This window comes from Streptomyces globisporus C-1027 (assembly GCF_000261345.2).
Taxonomy (GTDB): domain Bacteria; phylum Actinomycetota; class Actinomycetes; order Streptomycetales; family Streptomycetaceae; genus Streptomyces; species Streptomyces pakalii.
The window spans coordinates 4,747,489-4,765,345 of record NZ_CP013738.1; the positions used below are offsets into that span (position 1 = coordinate 4,747,489).

General features: G+C 72.4%; 16 protein-coding genes. 7 read left to right on the forward strand and 9 right to left on the reverse strand.

Annotated features, from left to right (window positions below; translation table 11 throughout):
* Nucleotides 1-46: 46 nt before the first annotated feature.
* The 4 genes from WQO_RS20875 to WQO_RS20890 all read right to left on the reverse strand — a co-directional run bounded on the left by WQO_RS20875 (nucleotide 47) and on the right by WQO_RS20890 (nucleotide 5,712).
* Nucleotides 47-778: a GOLPH3/VPS74 family protein gene (locus WQO_RS20875; protein WP_010060910.1), complete on the reverse strand. Its 732-nt coding sequence runs from the start codon at nucleotides 776-778 to the stop codon at nucleotides 47-49.
* On the reverse strand, nucleotides 775-2,004 hold the full coding sequence (fahA, locus tag WQO_RS20880) for a fumarylacetoacetase (protein WP_010060908.1): 1,230 nt from the start codon (nucleotides 2,002-2,004) through the stop codon (nucleotides 775-777). Before fahA ends, WQO_RS20875 begins: the two co-directional genes overlap by 4 nt.
* Before the next feature lie 172 nt (nucleotides 2,005-2,176).
* Entirely contained in the window at nucleotides 2,177-4,171 is a 1,995-nt protein-coding gene (locus tag WQO_RS20885; protein ID WP_058954054.1) for a CocE/NonD family hydrolase, read from the reverse strand.
* Nucleotides 4,172-4,212: 41 nt separating this feature from the next.
* Nucleotides 4,213-5,712 carry a peptide MFS transporter gene (locus WQO_RS20890; RefSeq protein ID WP_010060903.1) on the reverse strand — a complete coding sequence of 500 codons (1,500 nt, stop codon included), beginning with the start codon at nucleotides 5,710-5,712 and terminating at the stop codon, nucleotides 4,213-4,215.
* 159 nt (nucleotides 5,713-5,871) lie between these two features.
* Here WQO_RS20890 and WQO_RS20895 point away from each other — a divergent pair, with 159 nt between their 5' ends.
* From WQO_RS20895 to WQO_RS20925, 7 genes are all read left to right on the forward strand, one after another.
* Nucleotides 5,872-6,882 carry a polyprenyl synthetase family protein gene (locus WQO_RS20895; protein WP_010060901.1) on the forward strand — a complete coding sequence of 337 codons (1,011 nt, stop codon included), beginning with the start codon at nucleotides 5,872-5,874 and terminating at the stop codon, nucleotides 6,880-6,882.
* A 220-nt stretch (nucleotides 6,883-7,102) separates the two neighbouring features.
* Nucleotides 7,103-8,353, forward strand: a complete 1,251-nt coding sequence (locus WQO_RS20900) for a LolA family protein (RefSeq protein ID WP_010060900.1) — start codon at nucleotides 7,103-7,105, stop codon at nucleotides 8,351-8,353.
* A 99-nt stretch (nucleotides 8,354-8,452) separates the two neighbouring features.
* Entirely contained in the window at nucleotides 8,453-9,442 is a 990-nt protein-coding gene (locus WQO_RS20905; protein ID WP_010060899.1) for an ABC transporter ATP-binding protein, read from the forward strand.
* Entirely contained in the window at nucleotides 9,429-10,355 is a 927-nt protein-coding gene (locus WQO_RS20910; RefSeq protein WP_010060898.1) for an ABC transporter permease, read from the forward strand. Before WQO_RS20905 ends, WQO_RS20910 begins: the two co-directional genes overlap by 14 nt.
* Before the next feature lie 235 nt (nucleotides 10,356-10,590).
* Nucleotides 10,591-11,181, forward strand: coding sequence for a TetR/AcrR family transcriptional regulator (locus tag WQO_RS20915; protein WP_029182315.1), 591 nt, complete (start codon nucleotides 10,591-10,593; stop codon nucleotides 11,179-11,181).
* A gap of 188 nt (nucleotides 11,182-11,369) precedes the next feature.
* Nucleotides 11,370-13,502, forward strand: coding sequence for an ATP-binding SpoIIE family protein phosphatase (locus WQO_RS20920; protein WP_010060896.1), 2,133 nt, complete (start codon nucleotides 11,370-11,372; stop codon nucleotides 13,500-13,502).
* 70 nt (nucleotides 13,503-13,572) lie between these two features.
* Entirely contained in the window at nucleotides 13,573-14,322 is a 750-nt protein-coding gene (locus WQO_RS20925; RefSeq protein WP_010060895.1) for a DUF1838 family protein, read from the forward strand.
* Between the two features lie 6 nt (nucleotides 14,323-14,328).
* Here the strand turns inward: WQO_RS20925 and WQO_RS37155 are convergent, their stop codons facing one another.
* From WQO_RS37155 to WQO_RS20950, 5 genes are all read right to left on the reverse strand, one after another.
* Entirely contained in the window at nucleotides 14,329-15,078 is a 750-nt protein-coding gene (locus WQO_RS37155) for a calcium-binding protein (RefSeq protein WP_107115902.1), read from the reverse strand.
* Nucleotides 15,079-15,234: 156 nt separating this feature from the next.
* Nucleotides 15,235-16,074, reverse strand: a complete 840-nt coding sequence (locus WQO_RS20935) for an HAD family hydrolase (RefSeq protein ID WP_010060892.1) — start codon at nucleotides 16,072-16,074, stop codon at nucleotides 15,235-15,237.
* Nucleotides 16,075-16,141: 67 nt separating this feature from the next.
* The gene (locus WQO_RS20940; RefSeq protein WP_010060891.1) at nucleotides 16,142-16,609 is read right to left on the reverse strand and encodes a MarR family winged helix-turn-helix transcriptional regulator; all 468 of its coding nucleotides are present in this window, start codon (nucleotides 16,607-16,609) and stop codon (nucleotides 16,142-16,144) included.
* Nucleotides 16,610-16,789: 180 nt separating this feature from the next.
* On the reverse strand, nucleotides 16,790-16,999 hold the full coding sequence (locus tag WQO_RS20945) for a DUF397 domain-containing protein (RefSeq protein ID WP_010060889.1): 210 nt from the start codon (nucleotides 16,997-16,999) through the stop codon (nucleotides 16,790-16,792).
* On the reverse strand, nucleotides 16,996-17,832 hold the full coding sequence (locus WQO_RS20950; RefSeq protein ID WP_029182314.1) for a helix-turn-helix domain-containing protein: 837 nt from the start codon (nucleotides 17,830-17,832) through the stop codon (nucleotides 16,996-16,998). Before WQO_RS20950 ends, WQO_RS20945 begins: the two co-directional genes overlap by 4 nt.
* Nucleotides 17,833-17,857 lie beyond the last annotated feature (25 nt).

Sequence of the window (17,857 nt, forward strand, 5' to 3'; positions counted from 1 at the left end):
GTCCCCACCGCGAGGAGCGTCTCCGCCGACATGCGCGGGCTCGTCCTCAGTCCCCGCCGCCCCCTCCGCAGCCGCCCCCTCCGCAGCCGCCCCCGCCGCCGTCGGTCCAGCCACCGCCGCTGTCGCCGCCGCTCCCGCCGCTGGACTGGCTCTGGCGGACGTTGTGGTGGACCGCCGAGGCGAACCACAGGGCGCGGCGTACGGTCTTCATCGCCAGGCGGCCCTCGCGGCCGGCGGTGGTGAGGGTGCCGGCCAGGCCCACCGCCGAGACGAGCCCGGCCAGGGCGCGGCCGCGCTGGTCCGGGAAGCCCCGGGCCTCCGCCTGGCCGAAGCGCAAGCGGGTCGCGCCGGTCAGGTCGGGGTCGCCGGGGAAGTGGCGCTGGTAGGGGAGCACACCGAGGAAGCGGCGGGTCTCGCGGCGCAGGAGGCCGCGCTCCACCAGGTGGTCCAGGTGGCGTTCCTCGGCGTTGCGGCCGTACAGCCGGATCCAGCTCTTGGCGCTGGTCCCCGGGCGGAATCGCTTCTTCTTGGCGGACGGCGGGTCGAGCGTGCCCAGCAGCGACGCGAGCAGCGGGTGGGCCGGGTCCAGGGGGTTGACCACCTGGACCCGGCCGCGCTCCTCGCGTATCCGGCCCTGGAGCTCCAGCTCGGCGAGGACCGCTCCCGCCGCGCCGTACCGCAGATACGCGCGGCTGCAGAGCGGTTTGCCGCGTTCCGGGTCCAGCGTCAGCAGGAGCAGTTCCTCGGGCAGGGTCAGGGCGGAGGCGTCCTGCGTCATGGCGCGGTGACGATCCTTCCGGTGACGTCGCCGAGGCCCACGCGGGTGCCGTGTGGTCCTGGCGCCCAGGCGGTCAGTGTGACCGTGTCGCCGTCCTCCAGGAACGTCCGCTTGCCCTCGGTCAGTTCGAGCGCGTCGCGGCCGTTCCAGGTCAGCTCCAGGAGCGAGCCGCGCTGGTCCGTCTCGGGGCCGCTGACCGTACCGGAGCCGTACAGGTCGCCGGTGCGCAGCGACGCGCCGTTGACCGTCATGTGCGCGAGCTGCTGGGCCGCCGTCCAGTACATCGAGGCGAACGGGGGCTCGGCGACGGCCTGGCCGTTGATCTCGACGGTGATCCGGATGTCGAAGCCGCCCGGCTCCTCGTCCTCGGCGTCGTCGAGGTAGGGGAGGAGCGGGACGTCCCGGGCCGGGGGTGCGGTGCGGGCGGCGTCCAGGGCCTCCAGCGGGGTGACCCACGCCGATACGGAGGTGGCGAAGGACTTGCCGAGGAACGGGCCGAGCGGCACGTACTCCCAGGCCTGGAGGTCGCGTGCGGACCAGTCGTTGAGGAGGGAGAGCCCGAAGACGTGCTCGCGGAAGTCGGCCAGCGGGACCGGGGTGCCGTGCGCGGAGGGGACGCCGACGACGAAGCCGACCTCGGCCTCGATGTCGAGCTTCACCGAGGGCCCGAAGACGGGGGCCGGGTCGGTGGGGGCCTTGCGCTGGCCGCTGGGGCGTACGACGTCGGTGCCGGAGACCACGACGGTGCCGGAGCGGCCGTGGTAACCGATCGGCAGGTGCTTCCAGTTGGGGGTGAGCGCGTCGCCGTCCGGCCGGAAGATCTGGCCGACGTTGGTGGCGTGGTGCTCGCTGGCGTAGAAGTCGACGTAGTCCGCCACCTCGTACGGCAGGTGCAGGATCACCGCGTCCACCGGGTGCAGCAGCGGCTCGATGTCCGCGCGGTGGGCGGGGACGGTCAGCCAGGCGGTGAGCGCGCGGCGCACATCGCTCCAGGCGGTGCGGCCCGCCGCGAGCAGCGGTGTCAGGCTCGGCTGTGCCAGCAGCCCCGCGTACGGGGACCCCAGCGCGTGGGCGGCGGCCCCGGCGTCCAGGACGTGGTTGCCGATGCGGACGCCGACCCGGCGGTCGTCGGGGTGGTCGGGGGTGGAGAACACACCGTACGGAAGGTTGTGCGGGCCGAAGGGGTCGCCCTCGGCCAGATCGAGCGGGCTGCTCTGCTCGGGCATGTGGTGCTGCCTCGCTTTCCAGGTCGCGTTGGGGACACGTTACGTCGGGGCTCCTACCCAGCGGCAGTGCCCTGACCATCCCCAACTGTGCGTATTGCCCGGAAAGTTCACCGGTTACCGTCGGTTCCCCCCTGGAAACCGGGGGGAACCGAGCCGGAAACAAGGCAGCCGCTCAGCCCGCCGTGCGCGGGATGCGCTTCTCCCAGGTGCGGTGGAAGACGATCTCCTCGCCGTCCTTGCAGATCACCTCGTCGGAGGTGATGAAGTCGTGCTCGTCGGCGGTGATCTCGGAGCGGGTCTCGATCCCCACGTCCCACGCCGCCTCCGGCCGGTGCAGCCGGATCGTCCAGTCACTGCGGGTCCGTGCGGAGAGCGGGTCGTCCTGCTGGATCGTGTACGTCTCCAGGGCGTCCTCGGTGAATTCGAGGCCGTCGGGGTAGACGCGCGTACCGCCGTAGCGGGGGTCGACCTCCAGGCGCCATTCGCCCTGGGCGACATCGCGGACGACGAGGCGTTCGGGGCGCGGCTCCTCCAGGGTGACCGGGTAGACCACGCCGAGCGGTTCGGACTGTTCCGGTTCGCCGAAGGTGATCGCCGGGTCCTCGGTGTGGCGTCGCACCGGCAGCTCGACGAAGCTCCCGTCGGCGTCCAGGGTGAAGCCCGCCGAGCCGGCCTGGGGCCAGATCCAGGGCCAGTACGCGGAGGAGATCGCGATCCGGATGCGGTGGCCGGGCGGGAAGGTGTGCCCGATGCCGTTGAGGTCGAAGACCACGTCCTCACTCTCGCCGGGCGTCCAGTCGTCGGTGCGGTCGCGGCCGTTGCGGGCGGCCAGGTTGAGGACGCCCCGGGTGACGAGCGTCGAGGCGCCGTCGGGGGCGACGTCGCAGAGCCGGGCGATGGCCTGGCCGCGTGGCACGTCCATCCGGATGCGGAGCTTCACCCGGGGGCGGCCGAGGATCTCGATCGGCGCGTCGGTCACGGGGAATTCGAAGGACACCGACTTGGCGTCCTCGTCCCGCTGGTCCGGCGGGAGGTCCGCCTCGTTGCCGAACGGGAAGAAGCGGCCCGCGTCCAGCCCGGTCTGCTGCGGCGAGGCGACGATCCGCTCGCCGCCCTGGAGCGCGTACGCCACCGGGTTCACGTTCTCCGAGGGCCAGGACGCGTCCCCCACCCAGCGTCCTGGCAGCGTTTCGTACACCGTGGCGGGCGGGTGCGAGCCGCTGATCCAGGACCGCAGCAGCGGCTCCCGCATCACGCCGGTCTCCTTGCCCTTGAGGTGCTGGTCCCACCAGCGCAGCGTCTCCTGGAGGAAGCCGATCGCGGGCCCCGGCGGCAGCCCCCGGTCGGGGTACTGGTGCGACCACGGCCCGATGATCCCGCGCACCTGCCGGGGGTCGAGGTGCTCGACGAGCCGCAGGACGGTGTCCCGGTACGGGTCGTGCCAGCCGCCGACCGCGAGGACGCTCGCCTTGATCGCGCCGTAGTCCTCGCAGACGCTGCCGTGCTTCCAGTAGGCGTCGCGGCTCTGGTGGGCGAGCCAGGTGTGACTGAAGGGCTCGACGGCCTCCAGCCGCTTCAGCCACATCTCCCGCCAGTCGTCGCCGACCTGCGCCGGGTCCGGCGGGCGGCAGACGAAGGCGAGCATGGTGGCCGCCCAGGCGTGCATGTCCACGGCGAGGACCGAGCCGCCCATGTAGTGCACGTCGTTGTCGTAGCGGTCGTCGGCCGAGCAGACGGTGACGATCGCCTTCAGCGGCTCGGGGGCGAGCGCGGCGATCTGGAGCGAGTTGAAGCCGCCCCAGGAGATCCCGAACATCCCGACCCGGCCCGAGCACCACTCCTGCTGGGCCAGCCAGTGGATGACGGCGACCCCGTCGGCCAGCTCCTGCGCGTCGTACTCGTCGCCCGGCAGCCCCTCGCTGTTGCCGTGGCCCCGGACGTCGACCCGTACGGAGGCGTAGCCGTGGCCCGCGTACCAGGGGTGGCGCTGCCAGTCGCGCGGCGCGGTCCAGTCGCCGAGCCGGTAGGGCAGGTACTCCAGGAGGGCGGGGACCGGTTCGTCGGTCAGCGGCCGCCAGATCCGGGCGTAGAGCCGGGTGCCGTCGGACAGCGGGATCCGGACGTCCTCGTGGGTGGTCTCGTACGGGAACTCGGTCGTGATGTTCATGGCTCACCTCGGTGGGGGACGGGGTGCGTGAGGCGTACGGGTCAGTGGACGGGGTGCATCGTGCGCTTCAGCCAGGGCGCGGCCAGGATCATCGCCACACCGGCCGCCACGGCGATCGCGCCGTTGACGCCGAAGTAGGCGGGGTTGGATACCTCGCCGTACAGCTTCACGGTCTGGGCCTGGATGCCGTTGGCGACGGCCAGGGAGAGGAACCACAGGGCCATGGTCTGGCTGGCGAAGGCCTTGGGGGCGAGCTTGCTGCTGGCCGAGAGGCCGGAGGTCTCCAGCAGGACGTCGCCGAGGCCGAGCAGCAGGTAGGAGCCGACGATCCACCAGACGGCCATCTTGTAGGTGTCGTCCGCGTGCCCGGAGGTCGGCAGGACCATCAGCAGGAACGACAGACCGCCGAGGATCACACCGAAGGCGATCTTGTTGGAGGCGTGCGGCTGGCGGCGCCCCATCCGCACCCAGGTGGCGGCCACCACCGGAGCGAGCGCCACCTCGAAGGCGCCGAGCGCGGAGGCGTACCAGCTGGCCGGGAAGGTGAAGCCGAAGATCTCGGTCCGGGCGTTGGTCGACGCCAGCAGGATCATCGTCGAGTAGGCCTGGAAGAGGATGAAGTTGAAGAAGACCGAACCCAGGAAGAGCACGACGTAAGGCCGCAGCCTGCCGCGCTCCTCCGCGGTGACCCGGGGGCTTTTGAACATCACCACGAAGTAGGCGATCGGGGCGATGATCGAGATCACCGTCAGCACGTCCACGAACCGGTCGATGGTCAGCCATCCCACCAGCGCCAGCACGGTCGCGACGACGGCCACCGCGACGGCCCCGCCGATGATCAGGCGCACCGCCCGCCGCATCGCGTCGGGCGCCAGCGCGAATTCCGCGCCCTCCTTGCGGCCGACCAGGTGACGGCGGCCCGCCACGTACTGGATCAGGCCGAAGGTCATGCCGATCGCGGCGGCCGAGAAGCCCCAGTGCCAGCTCCAGTGCTCGCCGAGCCAGCCGGTGATCAGCGGTCCGGCGAACGCGCCGATGTTGATGCCCATGTAGTAGAGGGCGAAGCCGGCGTCGCGCCGTTCGTCGTCGGTGCGGTAGAGCTTGCCGACCATGGAGGCCACATTGGGCTTGAGCAGGCCCGTTCCGGCGCTGATCAGGCCGAGGCCCACCCAGGTCATCGCGTCGGTGGGGACGGCCATGGAGTAGTGGCCGCAGGCGATGAGGATGCCGCCGTAGAGCACGGCCCGGTACGAGCCGAGGATCCGGTCGGCCATCCAGCCGCCCGCCACGGAGACCAGATAGACCAGCGTCCCGTAGGCGGCGGAGACGGACGCGGCGGTGCCGGGGTCCATGCCCATGCCGCCGTTCGCCACGGTGTCGGCGAAGAACAGCACCAGGATGGCCTGCATGCCCAGGAACGAGAACCGTTCCCAGACCTCCAGGCCGGACAGGGTCATCAGACCCCGTGGCTGGCCGAAGAAGGCGCGGTCGTCCTCGGGTGGTGGCTGGGCCGGCTCGGTGGCCGCGGTGCTGTGGGACAAAGCGGGGACTCCTGATCGTATGAGCTGATCCCGAACATACCGGCGGTCATGGGAAGCCGCCCACGGTGATCCATAGAGGACCGGATACGCTGAAGTTGATTCGAGAGACAGCGACACATCGACATTGCGTGTGATCGTCAGCAGACAGGAGATGTCCCCGTGACCGTCGTCGGGCCGTTCGGACTGCACGTGCGGGACCAGGCTCTTGAGGCCGATGTCCAGTCGGGCCTGGCCGCTGTCGAGGCAGGGCTGCTCGAAGCCACCAAGAGTGACGTCCCCTTCATCACGGACGCCGCGCAGCACCTGGTGCGCGCGGGAGGCAAGAGGTTCCGTCCCTTGCTGGTCATGCTCGCGTCACAGTTCGGGGACCCCGACGCGCCGGGAGTCGTCCCCTCCGCCGTCGTCGTCGAGCTGACCCACCTGGCCACGCTGTACCACGACGACGTGATGGACGAGGCCGACGTGCGGCGCGGGGTGCCCAGCGCCAACACCCGCTGGGGCAACTCCGTCGCCGTCCTGACCGGCGACTTCCTCTTCGCCCGCGCCTCCCACATCCTGGCCGACCTCGGCCCCGAGGCCGTCCGCATCCAGGCGGAGGCCTTCGAGCGCCTCGTCACCGGCCAGATCCTGGAGACCGCGGGCCCGCGCGACGGCCGCGACCCGGTCGACCACTACCTGGACGTGCTCAGCGGCAAGACCGGCTCGCTGGTCGCCGTCTCCGGCCGGTTCGGGGCGATGATGGCCGGCGCCGACGAGCGGACCGTGGACGTCCTCACCCAGTACGGGGAACGGCTCGGCATCGCCTTCCAGCTCGCCGACGACGTCCTCGACATCGCCTCCGACTCCCACGAGTCCGGCAAGACCCCCGGCACCGACCTGCGCGAGGGCATCCCCACGCTCCCGGTCCTGCGGCTGCGCGCCCAGGCGGCGGCCGACGGCAAGCCCGACGACCTGGAGCTCGTCGAACTGCTCGACGGCGACCTCGGCAGCGACGACGCCCTGGCCGAGGTGCTGCGCCGGCTGCGCGCCCACCCGGCGCTGGAGCAGGCCCGCCAGGACACCGTGCGCTACGCCCAGGAGGCACGCGCCACGCTCGCCCCGCTGCCCGAGGGGTACGCGAAGGCCGCGCTGGAGGAGCTGTGCGACGCGGTGGTGCACCGCGCGGGCTGAGGCCCAGGGGGTGTCCGCCGCCGGTTGACGCGGTGTCACCGGGCGGCCCACCGCGCGGTGTCACGGTGCGGCCCACCCCTACGGGACGGCGTACATGCCCCCTTCGGTTGTCATACCGGAGCAGTAGGCGGAGTTGATTCCCCGGGCTGACGCTTCGAACCGCCCGATTTGGTCAGATGGTTATCAACGGAAGCCGCCGACCACGGAGGTAGGGCACACCATGGCACCGAACGACAGCGCAGAGACCCCCGGCGAGGCCACGAGCACTGTCGTGGGCCGTCGGAAGACGGCGCGCTACATCGTCCCCGTCGCGGTCGCGGGGGTGGCGGCCGCGACCATCGGTCTCGTCCCGGCGCTCGCGAGCTCGGGCGACCCGGACCTGCCGAAGATCAGCGCACAGGAACTCATCGAGAAGATCGCCGCTTCCGACGAGGAGCAGCTCTCCGGCACGTTCAAGATCAGCACCGACCTGGGCCTGCCCCTGGACGGCCTGGCGGGCTCACTGGTACCGGGCGGCGAGGGCAAGGACGGCGGGGCTGCGGCCCCGCAGGACAAGCTCATGGAGCTGACGTCCGGCACGCACACGCTGCGCGTGGCCGCCGACGGTCCGGAGCGGCAGAAGCTCTCCGTCCTGGGCGACGCGTCCGAGTACAGCGTCATCCACAACCAGGGCGAGGTCTGGGCGTACGACAGCAAGTCCGACGAGGTCTACCACGCCGAGGCGCCCGAGGGCCGGGACGGCGGCGAGCACGCGGAGAAGGCCCCGAAGGGGACCGAGGGCGCTGCGGCCACCCCGAAGGACTTCGCCGAGAAGGCGCTCGCGGCGGCCGGGGACACCACCTCGGTGACCGTGGACGGCACGGCGCAGGTCGCCGGGCGGGACGCGTACCAGCTGCTGATCAAGCCGAAGCAGTCCGGCTCGACGATCGGCTCGGTCCGGATCGCCGTGGACGCCGAGAACGGCGTACCGCTGAAGTTCACCCTGTCCGCGGCGAGCGGCGGCAAGGCCGTCGTCGACGCCGGGTTCACCAAGGTCGACTTCGCCAAGCCCGCAGCGTCCACGTTCGCCTTCACCCCGCCCAAGGGCGCCAAGGTGACCGAGGCCGACGAGCTGGAGACCGGCAAGGACGAGCGCGGCGCGGCGCAGAAGGCGCTGCCCGGACAGCTGGCCGAGCTGGACGGACTCGCGGGCGAGGGCGGCTTCAACGTCATCGGGGAAGGCTGGACCTCGATCGCCGAGATCAAGTCGCCCGGCGGCAAGGGCCTCCCCGAGGCGGGCTCGGACGACATGCCGGCCGAGGCGCAGGGCTTCCTCGACGCGCTCGGCGACAAGGTCACCGGGAAGTTCGGCTCGGGCACGGTCTTCAAGACGCGCCTGGTCAACGCCCTGCTGACGGACGACGGCTCGGTGTACGTCGGAGCGGTGACGAAGGACGCGCTGGTGCGTGCGGCCGACGCCGCCGCGAAGTAGAACCTTGTCCGGGGGCACCTGGACACCCGGCCGCCGTGGCCTCCGCACACCCGTGTGGAGGCCACGGCGGCTCCGCGCTCACTGAGAGGTGCGACCGCCATGACGGACACAGCGGCTGAAGCCGGGGACTCCGCGCCGGACGCGGCCACCGGCGCCCCCGTCATCCGCATCCGTGGCCTGACCAAGCGCTACCGGGGCGGTCAGCTCGCCGTGGACGGCCTCGACCTGACCGTGCCCGCCGGCAGCGTCTTCGGCTTCCTCGGCCCCAACGGCTCCGGGAAGACCACCACGATCCGGATGCTGATGGGCCTCATCGACCCGACGTCCGGCACCGCCGAGGTGCTCGGCCGCCCGATGCCGGAGGCCGCCCGTACGGTGCTGCCGCAGGTCGGCGCGCTGATCGAGGGACCCGCGCTGTACGGCTTCCTGAACGGCCGGGACAACCTCCTGCGGTACGACCGGGCCGACCCCACCGCCGACCCGCGCACCCGCCGGGCCCGCGTCGCGACGGCCCTGGAACGGGTCGGGCTCGCCGCCGCATCCGGGAAGAAGGCCAAGGCGTACTCGCTCGGCATGAAGCAGCGCCTGGGCCTGGCCGCCGCCCTGCTCCGGCCGCGCCGGCTGCTGGTCCTGGACGAGCCGACCAACGGCCTCGACCCGCAGGGCATGCGCGAGATCCGGCTCCTGGTCCGGGAGCTGGCGGCCGAGGGCACCACGGTGTTCCTCTCCTCGCACCTCCTGGACGAGATCGAGCAGGTCTGCACGCACGCGGCGGTGATGGCCCGGGGCCGGCTGATCGTCCAGGGCCCGGTCGCCGACCTCGCCGCGCGCGCCCGGGGCCGGCTCGCCGTCACCACCCCCGACCCCGGGGACGCCGCCCGCATCCTCAAGGAGCACGGGATCACCGGCCTGAGCACCGACGGCGACCGGCTGACCGCCGACGCCCCGCCCGCCGCCGTGGACCTCGCCGACCTCAACGCGGCGCTGGTGGGCGCCGGGGTGCGGGTGCGGTTCTTCGGCGTCGAGCGGGGTTCGCTGGAGGACGCCTTCGTCGCACTCACGGGAGAGGGATTCGATGTCGCAGGCTGAGAAGTCGCGGGCGGAGAAGTCGCAGGCTCGACGGGCGCGTCCCAGTGACCCGCAGGGCTCCCGCCATCCGCTGTGGACCCTGGGTCTCCTCCGCTCCGAGATCACCACGCTGCTGCGCCGCCACCGCACCTACGCCCTGCTCGCCGTCCTCGCCGCCGTCCCCGTCCTGATCGGGATCGCGGTCCGGATCGAGACGGGCGGCGGCGGTGGTGGCGGGGAGGGCGGTCCGGACGGTGGGGCGGGCCCGGCCTTCCTGGCCCAGGTCACCAACAACGGCTTCTTCCTGGTCTTCGCCGCCCTCGCCGCGACGCTGCCGGTCTTCCTGCCGATGGCCGTCGGCGTCGTCGCGGGCGACGCGATCGCGGGCGAGGCGAACAGCGGCACCCTGCGCTATCTGCTGGTCGCCCCGGCGGGCCGGACCCGGCTGCTGCTCGTGAAGTACGCCTCCGTCCTCGTCTTCTGCCTCATCGCGACCCTGGTCGTGGCGGTGTCGGCGCTGGCGGTGGGCGCGCTGCTGTTCCCGGTGGGGGATGTCACCACGATCTCGGGGACCCGGATCGGCTTCGGTGAGGGGCTGGTGCGGGCGGCGCTGACCGCGCTGGTCGTCGCGGTGTCGCTGACCGGGTTCGCCGCGATCGGGCTGTTCGTCTCGACACTGACCGGCAGTGGGATCGGGGCGATGGCGGCCACGGTCGGACTGCTGGTCACGGTGCAGATCCTGGACAGCATTCCGCAGCTGAGCGGCGTGCACCCCTATCTGTTCGCGCACTACTGGATGTCGTTCGCCGACGTCCTGCGCGAACCGGTCTACTGGGACGACCTGGGCAGGAACTTCCAGCTCCAGGGGCTGTACGTCGCGGTGTTCGGCTCGGCGGCCTGGGCCCGCTTCACGGCCAAGGACATCACGGCGTGAGGGGCGTTCCGCGTGAGCGCAAGGGGGTCTGGCCTGATCGGATCGGCGGGGTCCGCACGCACCGTCGGCCGGGCGAGCCGTCCCCCGATCGGCTCGTCGCGGCACGAACGGCACGAACGGTGCGGGCAACCGGAACGACACGACACGGTACGTTCCGTTTCCGCCTGGGTATTGTTCGGTCTTTGGCGACGAGATGTCAACAAGAGATTGGCTGGAACCCCCCTATGCTCACCGAATGATCACACCGCCGAGCAGTGTGCGACGCAGCGAACGATCACGCCGCGCGATCCTGCGGTCCGCCCTGGACCTCTGTACGGAGCGGGGGTACGGGCACGTGACGATAGAGGCCATCGCGGCCGACGCCGGGGTCAGCAAGAAGACGATCTACCGCTGGTGGCCGTCAAAAGGCGCGGTTCTGCTGGAGGCGTTCACCGACGCCCTGATCGACGCCACTCCGTTCGTGGACACCGGCGACATCGGCGCCGACCTGCGCACCCACGTCGCCGGCGCGGTGAAACTGCTCTCGGTCCCGCCCTTCGGCCCCGCCTACGCGGGCATCCTCTCCGAGCTGCACCACGACGACCGCCTGGCCCGGCAACTGCGGGAACAGCTGGTCGACCCGCGCGTCGAGGAGGCGATCGGCCGGCTCCGCAGCGCCCAGGACCAGGGCCAGATCCCGCCCGGCGCGGACCTTCCGCTGGCGGTGGAGATGCTGTACGGCCCCGTCTACTACCGCCATGTGCTGCGCAAGCCCGTCCAGGACGAGGAGACGATCGCCACACTGGTCGACCACGTCCTGCGGTCGCTGCGCGCGCCGGGATACTGAGGCCGCCCCGGCTCTGCTCGACGCCGCCGTGCCGGCCCCGTACAGCGTGGCTCTGTGCACAGGGGGACACCCCACCGTGACACCCCTGCCACCCACCGGTGGCCGGGCCCGGTGCGGCGGGTGATGCTGGTCCGGCGCGGGCCGGAACCGGTACTCCGGCGTGCCGGAGCCGGAGGGCGGGTGGATCCGTGGCGGACAGCGAGACCCCGGCCGGGCCCGGACGGGCCGCGAGGACGGACGGCGGCTTCGACGAGGCGCTTCTCGCGGCGCTGTTCACCCAGTCCGCCGTCGGCCTGGTCGTGCTCGACCCGCGGCTCAGGCTCGTACGCGCCAACTCCCTCGTCGAGGGCGTGGGGAGCGGGGACCACACGGGCCGCCCGTTCACCGAAGTCTTCCGGCTCGACGACCCGGACGGCTCCGAGCAGCTCATGAAGCGGGTGCTCGCCGGTGAGGGCCCGGTGCGCGACCACCTCGTGCGGGGCCGGCTGAGCCGGATCCCCGGCGACCGGCAGTTCCTGACCTCCCTGTACCGCCTGCACGGCTCCGGCGGCCCCGACGCTCCCGCCCTCGGCCTCGTGGTCGCGGTCGTCGACGTCACCGAGCGGGAACGGGGCCGGGCCAGGGAGGCCGCGCTCACCGCCGTGCGGGACGCGGTCGGCGGCTCCCTCGACGTCGCCACCACCTGCCGTGCCTTCGCCGACGCCCTGGCGCCCGGTTTCGCCGATCTCGCGGTCGTGGAGGTGGTGGACGACGTCCTGCGCGGCGCCGAGCCACCGGTGGGCCCGATGCCGCCCGGAACTCCGCTGCGCCGTGCCGCGAGCGGCCGGTGCGACTCCGTGCGGGACGCGGTGGCGAGCCGGAGCGGGGCCCGGGGGCGGGCGCCGGGCACGACCCGCCACCTTCCCGCCCGTACGCCGTACGCGCTCGCCGCCGCCGACCTGCGGGCCCGGCTCGTCCCGCTCGGGCCCGAGACCCCGTGGCTCGGCACCGACGAGGACGGGGCGCGCGCCGTCGCGGAGACCGGCGCGCACTGTCTGATCGTCGTGCCCCTCACGCTGCGGGGCGCGGTCCTCGGACTGGTCAGCCTCTACCGTTGCGGGGACTCCGAACCCTTCGACGAGGACGACGTCTCCCTGGCCGTCACGGCGGCCACCCGCGCGTCCCTCGCCATCGACAACGCCCGCCGCTACGAGCGTGAGCACGTCATCGCCTCGACGGTCCAGCGGCGGCTGCTCCCGCAGGCCGAACGGCAGCAGGCCGCCGTCGACACCGCGCACGTCCTGCTGCCCGGCCGGGACAGCGGCTGCTGGTTCGACACCATCGCCCTGTCCGGCGCCCGTACCGCGCTCGTCGTCGGCGGCGTCGCGGGCGAGGGCCTCCAGTCGGCCATCGCCATGGGCCAGTTGCGTACGGTCATCCAGGCGCTGGCGGGCCTCGACCTGGAGCCGGAGGAAGTCCTCGCCCGGCTCAAGGACACCGCCGACCGCCTCGCCGACGAACGCGCCTCCCTGCCGCCCGCCGACGGCCTCCACGGCGAACCCCTGAGCGCGGGCTGCGTCTACGGCGTGTACGACCCGTTCACCCGCACCTGCACCGTCGCCCGTGCCGGGCACCCCGCGCCGCTGATCGTCGGCCCCGACGGACGGGCGGTGCCCCTCGACGTACCGGAGGGGCCCGGGCTGTTCTCCACCGACAGCGCCCTCTTCGCCCCCGCCACCGTCACCCTGGAGGTGGGCAGTCTCCTCGCGTTCTGCACGGCCGAACTGCTCTCCGGCGACCGCGCCGCCGAGCGCATCACCCGCGCCCTCGCCCGGCCGGGCCGAAGCCTCCAGCAGCTCGGCGACGACATCGTGTACGCGCTGCCGGACGACACCCGCGCCGCCGGCGCCGCCCTGCTCCTGGCCCGTACGGGTACGGTCTCCGACCACCTGGTCGCCACCTGGGACCTCGCCGACGAGGCCACGACGCCCGCCACCGCCCGGGTGCTCGTCCGCGACCGGCTCCAGGGCTGGGGCCTGGACGAGGACACCGTGGACGCGACCGAGCTGATCGTCAGCGAGCTCGTCACCAACGCCGTCCGCTACGGCACCCCGCCGCTGCGGCTGCGGCTCCTGCTGGATTCCACGCTCACCTGCGAGGTCCACGACGGCTCCACGGCCGCCCCGCACCTGCGGCACGCCCGGACCGTCGACGAGGGCGGCCGGGGCCTGTTCATCGTCTCCCGTCTCGCCTCGCACTGGGGAGCCCGCCACGGGCCGGACGGCAAGGTGCTGTGGACCGAGCAGGAGCTGCCGCACGGTCCGCCCGACACGGTGGGCTGAATCGCGCCCACCGTGGTCGCTGCCGCCCGCCGATCGCGCGGAGCGGCCCGTATCGCGCAGAGTGGTCCCCATGACGACCCCCGCGGAACTGCTCCGCTCCTTCGCCCGCACCCGCGCCTCCCTCGACGGCGAGGAGGTCACGTACTGGTGGTCCGGAGACGTCTACTCCTGGGCCCCCGACGAGCCCTACCAGCGGGTCTTCGGCTTCGAGGGCCTCAACGTCGCCCGCCTGGTCGAGGACGCCGAAGCCGGGCCCGACGCGTACCAACTGCTCACCCGTGAGGCCGCGTTCTACCTGGATCCCGTCAGCCGCGAGATCCTGGAGACCTGGCAGGACCTGCCGGTGGTGCACGTCTGGAACGACCCGGCCAACCAGAAGTGGCGTCCCTTCCCGATCCCGACGACCCATCTCGGGGACCAGGTCTGCTTCAGCCTGGAGATCCCGCTCGCCTACCCGTCGCCGCTGCCGGTCGCCCAGTACCCGGTGCACTCGGCGGGGGACACCTACAAGGCCCTGGAACTCTTCCAGTTCTTCGCGGACCGCGCCGGCCTGGCGGGCCAGGCCCCGAGCGTTCCGGCCACCATGTCGTGGAGCCGGATGTCCCCGTGGCTGCCCTGGATGGCCCGGGGGCAGCGGCCCGGCGGTCTCACCTTCCACTGCCGGGGCCGCAAACTCGGCGCGTACACCGAGGTCCCCGAGCGCACCCGGGCCTACATCGCCGACCACCACCCGGAGTTCGCGCACGCCCCGGAGCGGTGGAGCGAGCCGAACGAGACGAGCTGGACCTACTTCCGCAGGCTCAACCCGCCCCAGGCGTAAGGGGGTTCAGGGGAGTGTGATGTTCCGGCCCGGGCCGCCCTCGACCGTGTCCTTCCCGGAGCCGCCGACGAGCACATCGTCGCCCGCCTCGCCGTGCAGCATGTCGTCGCCGGAGCCGCCGAAGAGGATGTCGTCGCCCTCCCCGCCCATGACGTGGTCGTCGCCCGGGCCCGCGTGCACGACGTCCTTGCCGTCGTACGCCTCGATCATGTCGTCGCCCCGGCCGCCCCAGAGGAACTGGTCGCCGTCGACGGCCATCAGGTGGTCCATGCCGTCGCCGCCGTCGAGGACGACACGGCCCATGACCATGTCGTCGCCCGCGTCGCCCCGCACGGTGTGCGCGGTGTGGGCGTGCAGCATGTCGTCACCGGGGCCGCCGCTGACGGTGGCGACGCCCGGGTCGCTGGTGGCGATCTCGTCGTCGCCGTCGCCGAGGAAGACGTCGATCCGGTCCGGGCGGGCGCTGTCGGTGGGCAGTTCGCAGACGACGTACGTCTCGACGCCCGGTTCCAGGTACGTGCAGTGGTCGCCGGGCTGGAGCGGAACCGAGTCCCGGAAGCCGATCCGCCGGACCCCGTCGCCCTGGTCCATCGGGACCACGTGCAGGTCGTTGACCTGGCCCGGGGCGGCGGTGAAGGTGACCGACTGCTTCGCCCAGTCGGCGCCGACCCGGGCCTTGCCCTCGGCGGCGGTGGGGGCCGCGACGGCCGGGGACACGGCGAGGCCGGTGGCGAGCAGGGTCACGACGGCCGACATCCTCTTGCGCTTCACGACAACTCCTCGGTGGGTCCGTGGGGGCCCGCCCTCCTGCCGTTACGGAGCAGGTGAGGGCAGGGGCATGTCAAGCGCCGCGCGTGGCGGTGGGGTCGCCACGCGGGCGACCGCAGCCTACCCGCCTTGGTCTAGACCAAACTAGAGGCGGGAATCCTGCCCGCCACGGCCCCCGGTGCCGAACAGTCGCTCCAGGACCACCGCGACGCCGTCCTCCGCGTTCGACAGGGTCACCTCGTCGGCCGCCGCGCGCAGCTCCGGGTGGGCGTTGCCCATGGCCACCCGGAGGCCCGAACCGGCGAACATCGGCAGGTCGTTGGGCATGTCGCCGAACGCGACGGTCCGCTCGGCCCCGATGCCCAGCAGCTCGGCGGCCGCCGCGAGACCCGTGCCCTTGTCCACCCCGCGCGGAGCCAGCTCCACCGTGCCCGGCCCCGCCATGGTCACCGTCGCCAGATCGCCCACGGCCCCGCGCGCGACGGCGGCCAACGCGTCGTCGCCCAGCTCCGGGTGGCGCACCAGCACCTTGATGACGGGCCGCTCCCACAACGCCTCGCGGGAGCCGACGCGTTGGGCGGGCAGGGTCGGATTCGGCATCCGGTAGCCGGCCTCGATGAGGGTCACCCCGTCCACGCCGTCCTGGTCCACGGCGGCGAACACGGCCCCCACCTCCGCCTCGATCTTGCCGAGCGCGGTGTCGGCGGCCTCCCGGTCCAGGGCGACGGAGCGCAGCAGCCGCCCGGCGTCCGCGTCGTAGAGCTGGGTGCCCTGCCCGCAGACGACGAGCCCGGTGTACGCGAGGTCCGCGAGCAGCGCCCGTATGCCGGGGACGGGCCGCCCGGTCACGATCAGATGCCGGGCGCCCGAGTCGGCGGCGAGACCGAGCGCGGCACGGGACCGGGCGCTGACGGTGTCGTCGGGGCGGAGCAGGGTGCCGTCCAGGTCCGTGGCGACGAGGGCATAGGCGGAGGTCGTGAGCATGATCCCCAGCCTAGAAGGCCCCGGACGGCCGGTTGCCCGTGCGGGGTGGACCGGATATGGGGAGCTTTCAGGCGGCTGCCCCTCCCGCGTTGCGCACCAGCTGCCGCAGCACCTTCACGGTGGTGACGTAGTCCGCGTCGGGGATCCCGGCGTGGAGCGCGGCGTGAATAGCGGGAGCGTTGCGCTTGAGGTCGAGGCGCGCCTGTTCCCCCTCCTCCGTGATCCACAGCCGGTCGTCCGCGTCCCGCCGCAGCCAGCCCTTTTGCGCGAGCGCCTCGGCCTCGACCGCGAGGTCGTCCTCGGGCCGGATGTAGGAGGCCATGGCCTGCTGAAGCTCGGGCAGGGTCATCCCCGCGCCGTCCGGTGAGATGTCGGCGGCCGAGAGGTTGCGCAGCAGCCAGAACTGGGGCTGGGTGTACCCCTTTTCGGCCTGCCGCTCCCGGGTGTACGCGATCAGCGCCTCGTAGGCGACCCCGGTCCAGTAGGCGGCGGGCTGTGCGGCGAGTTCGACGTCGCTGGGCTGCTGGTCGGGCATGGCGGATGCTCCCTCGATGGCGTGATGGCCGGGCCGTTCGTACGGGCCTCACGGCGACCGTAGGACCTCAAGCGCGGTTGAGGACAAGGGGAGCGGGGCCCCGGGGGCGGGGTCGGGCGGCCACGGCAAAGCCCCACCGTGCCTGCCTGGTGGGGCTGTTGCTCGGTCGGCGCGCGCCGCTCAGACGGTGCCGAAGTCTCCGGCCCGGACGCCCGCGACGAAGGCGCTGAACGCGGCGGCGGGGACGGTGAGGGCCGGGCCGGTCACGTTCTTGGAGTCGCGGACAGGGACGATGCCCTGCGGGGCGGCGAGGTTGGTGGCGACCTCGACGCACGCACCGCCGTTTTCGCTGTAGGAGGACGTGAACCAACGGGGGGTCTCGGTTGTCACTGGAAGCCCTTTCGCAACTGCCTGAACATGTCAACGGACGCGGCCTGGGAGGGAGCGAGCGCCTGCATCTGATGGTAGGCCGTCAGATGCTGCACCACCGAGCCACTTTCACGCTCGAGATACCCCTGCTGAGCGGACTCCGCGTACGACATGAGCGAGCGGTCGGGCATGGTCAGGATGTAGAGCGGCAGGCTGAACGGGCGGTGCTCTCCCATGCTGAACGGCACCACCTGGATCACCGTGTTGGGCTGCTCGGCGAAGTCGATGAGCCGGTCCAGCTGCGCCCGCATGACCTCCGGTCCGCCGACCGGCCGGAGCAGGCAGCTCTCGTCCAGCAGCGCGAAGACCAGCGGCGGCCTCTCGCGGACCAGGGCCGCCTGGCGTTCCGCGGCCAGGGCGACGCGCTCCTGCGCCTGGTCAGCGGTGATCACCTGTCGCCGGACGACGCTGTCGGCCAGGACCCTCGCGTACTCCGGGGTCTGGAGCAGCCCCGGGATGACGCCGACCTCGTACAGCCGGATCTCCGCCGCCCGGCGCTCGTAACCGAGGAACTCCGGGAAACCCTCCAGCAGGCTGCCGTGCTTGATCTCGCCCAGCTCGCGCTCGAACGACGCCTCGGTCCCGGTGAGCCCCAGCGCCCGGTCCGTACTACGCGAAAAGCGCAAGGTCGCGAGTTTGCGGCCGGTTTCCACGGAGGAGATGTGCGTGCTGGAGTAGCCGTTGCGGTCTCCCAGCCCCTCCTGTGTCCAGCCCCGCTTCTCCCGTAAGTCGCGCAGACGTGCACCATAGGCCGCTTGCGCGGAGCTCTCCGGGTTCGACTCCTTGAGATTCACGGACCCCGCCCCGATCTTCCTTGCC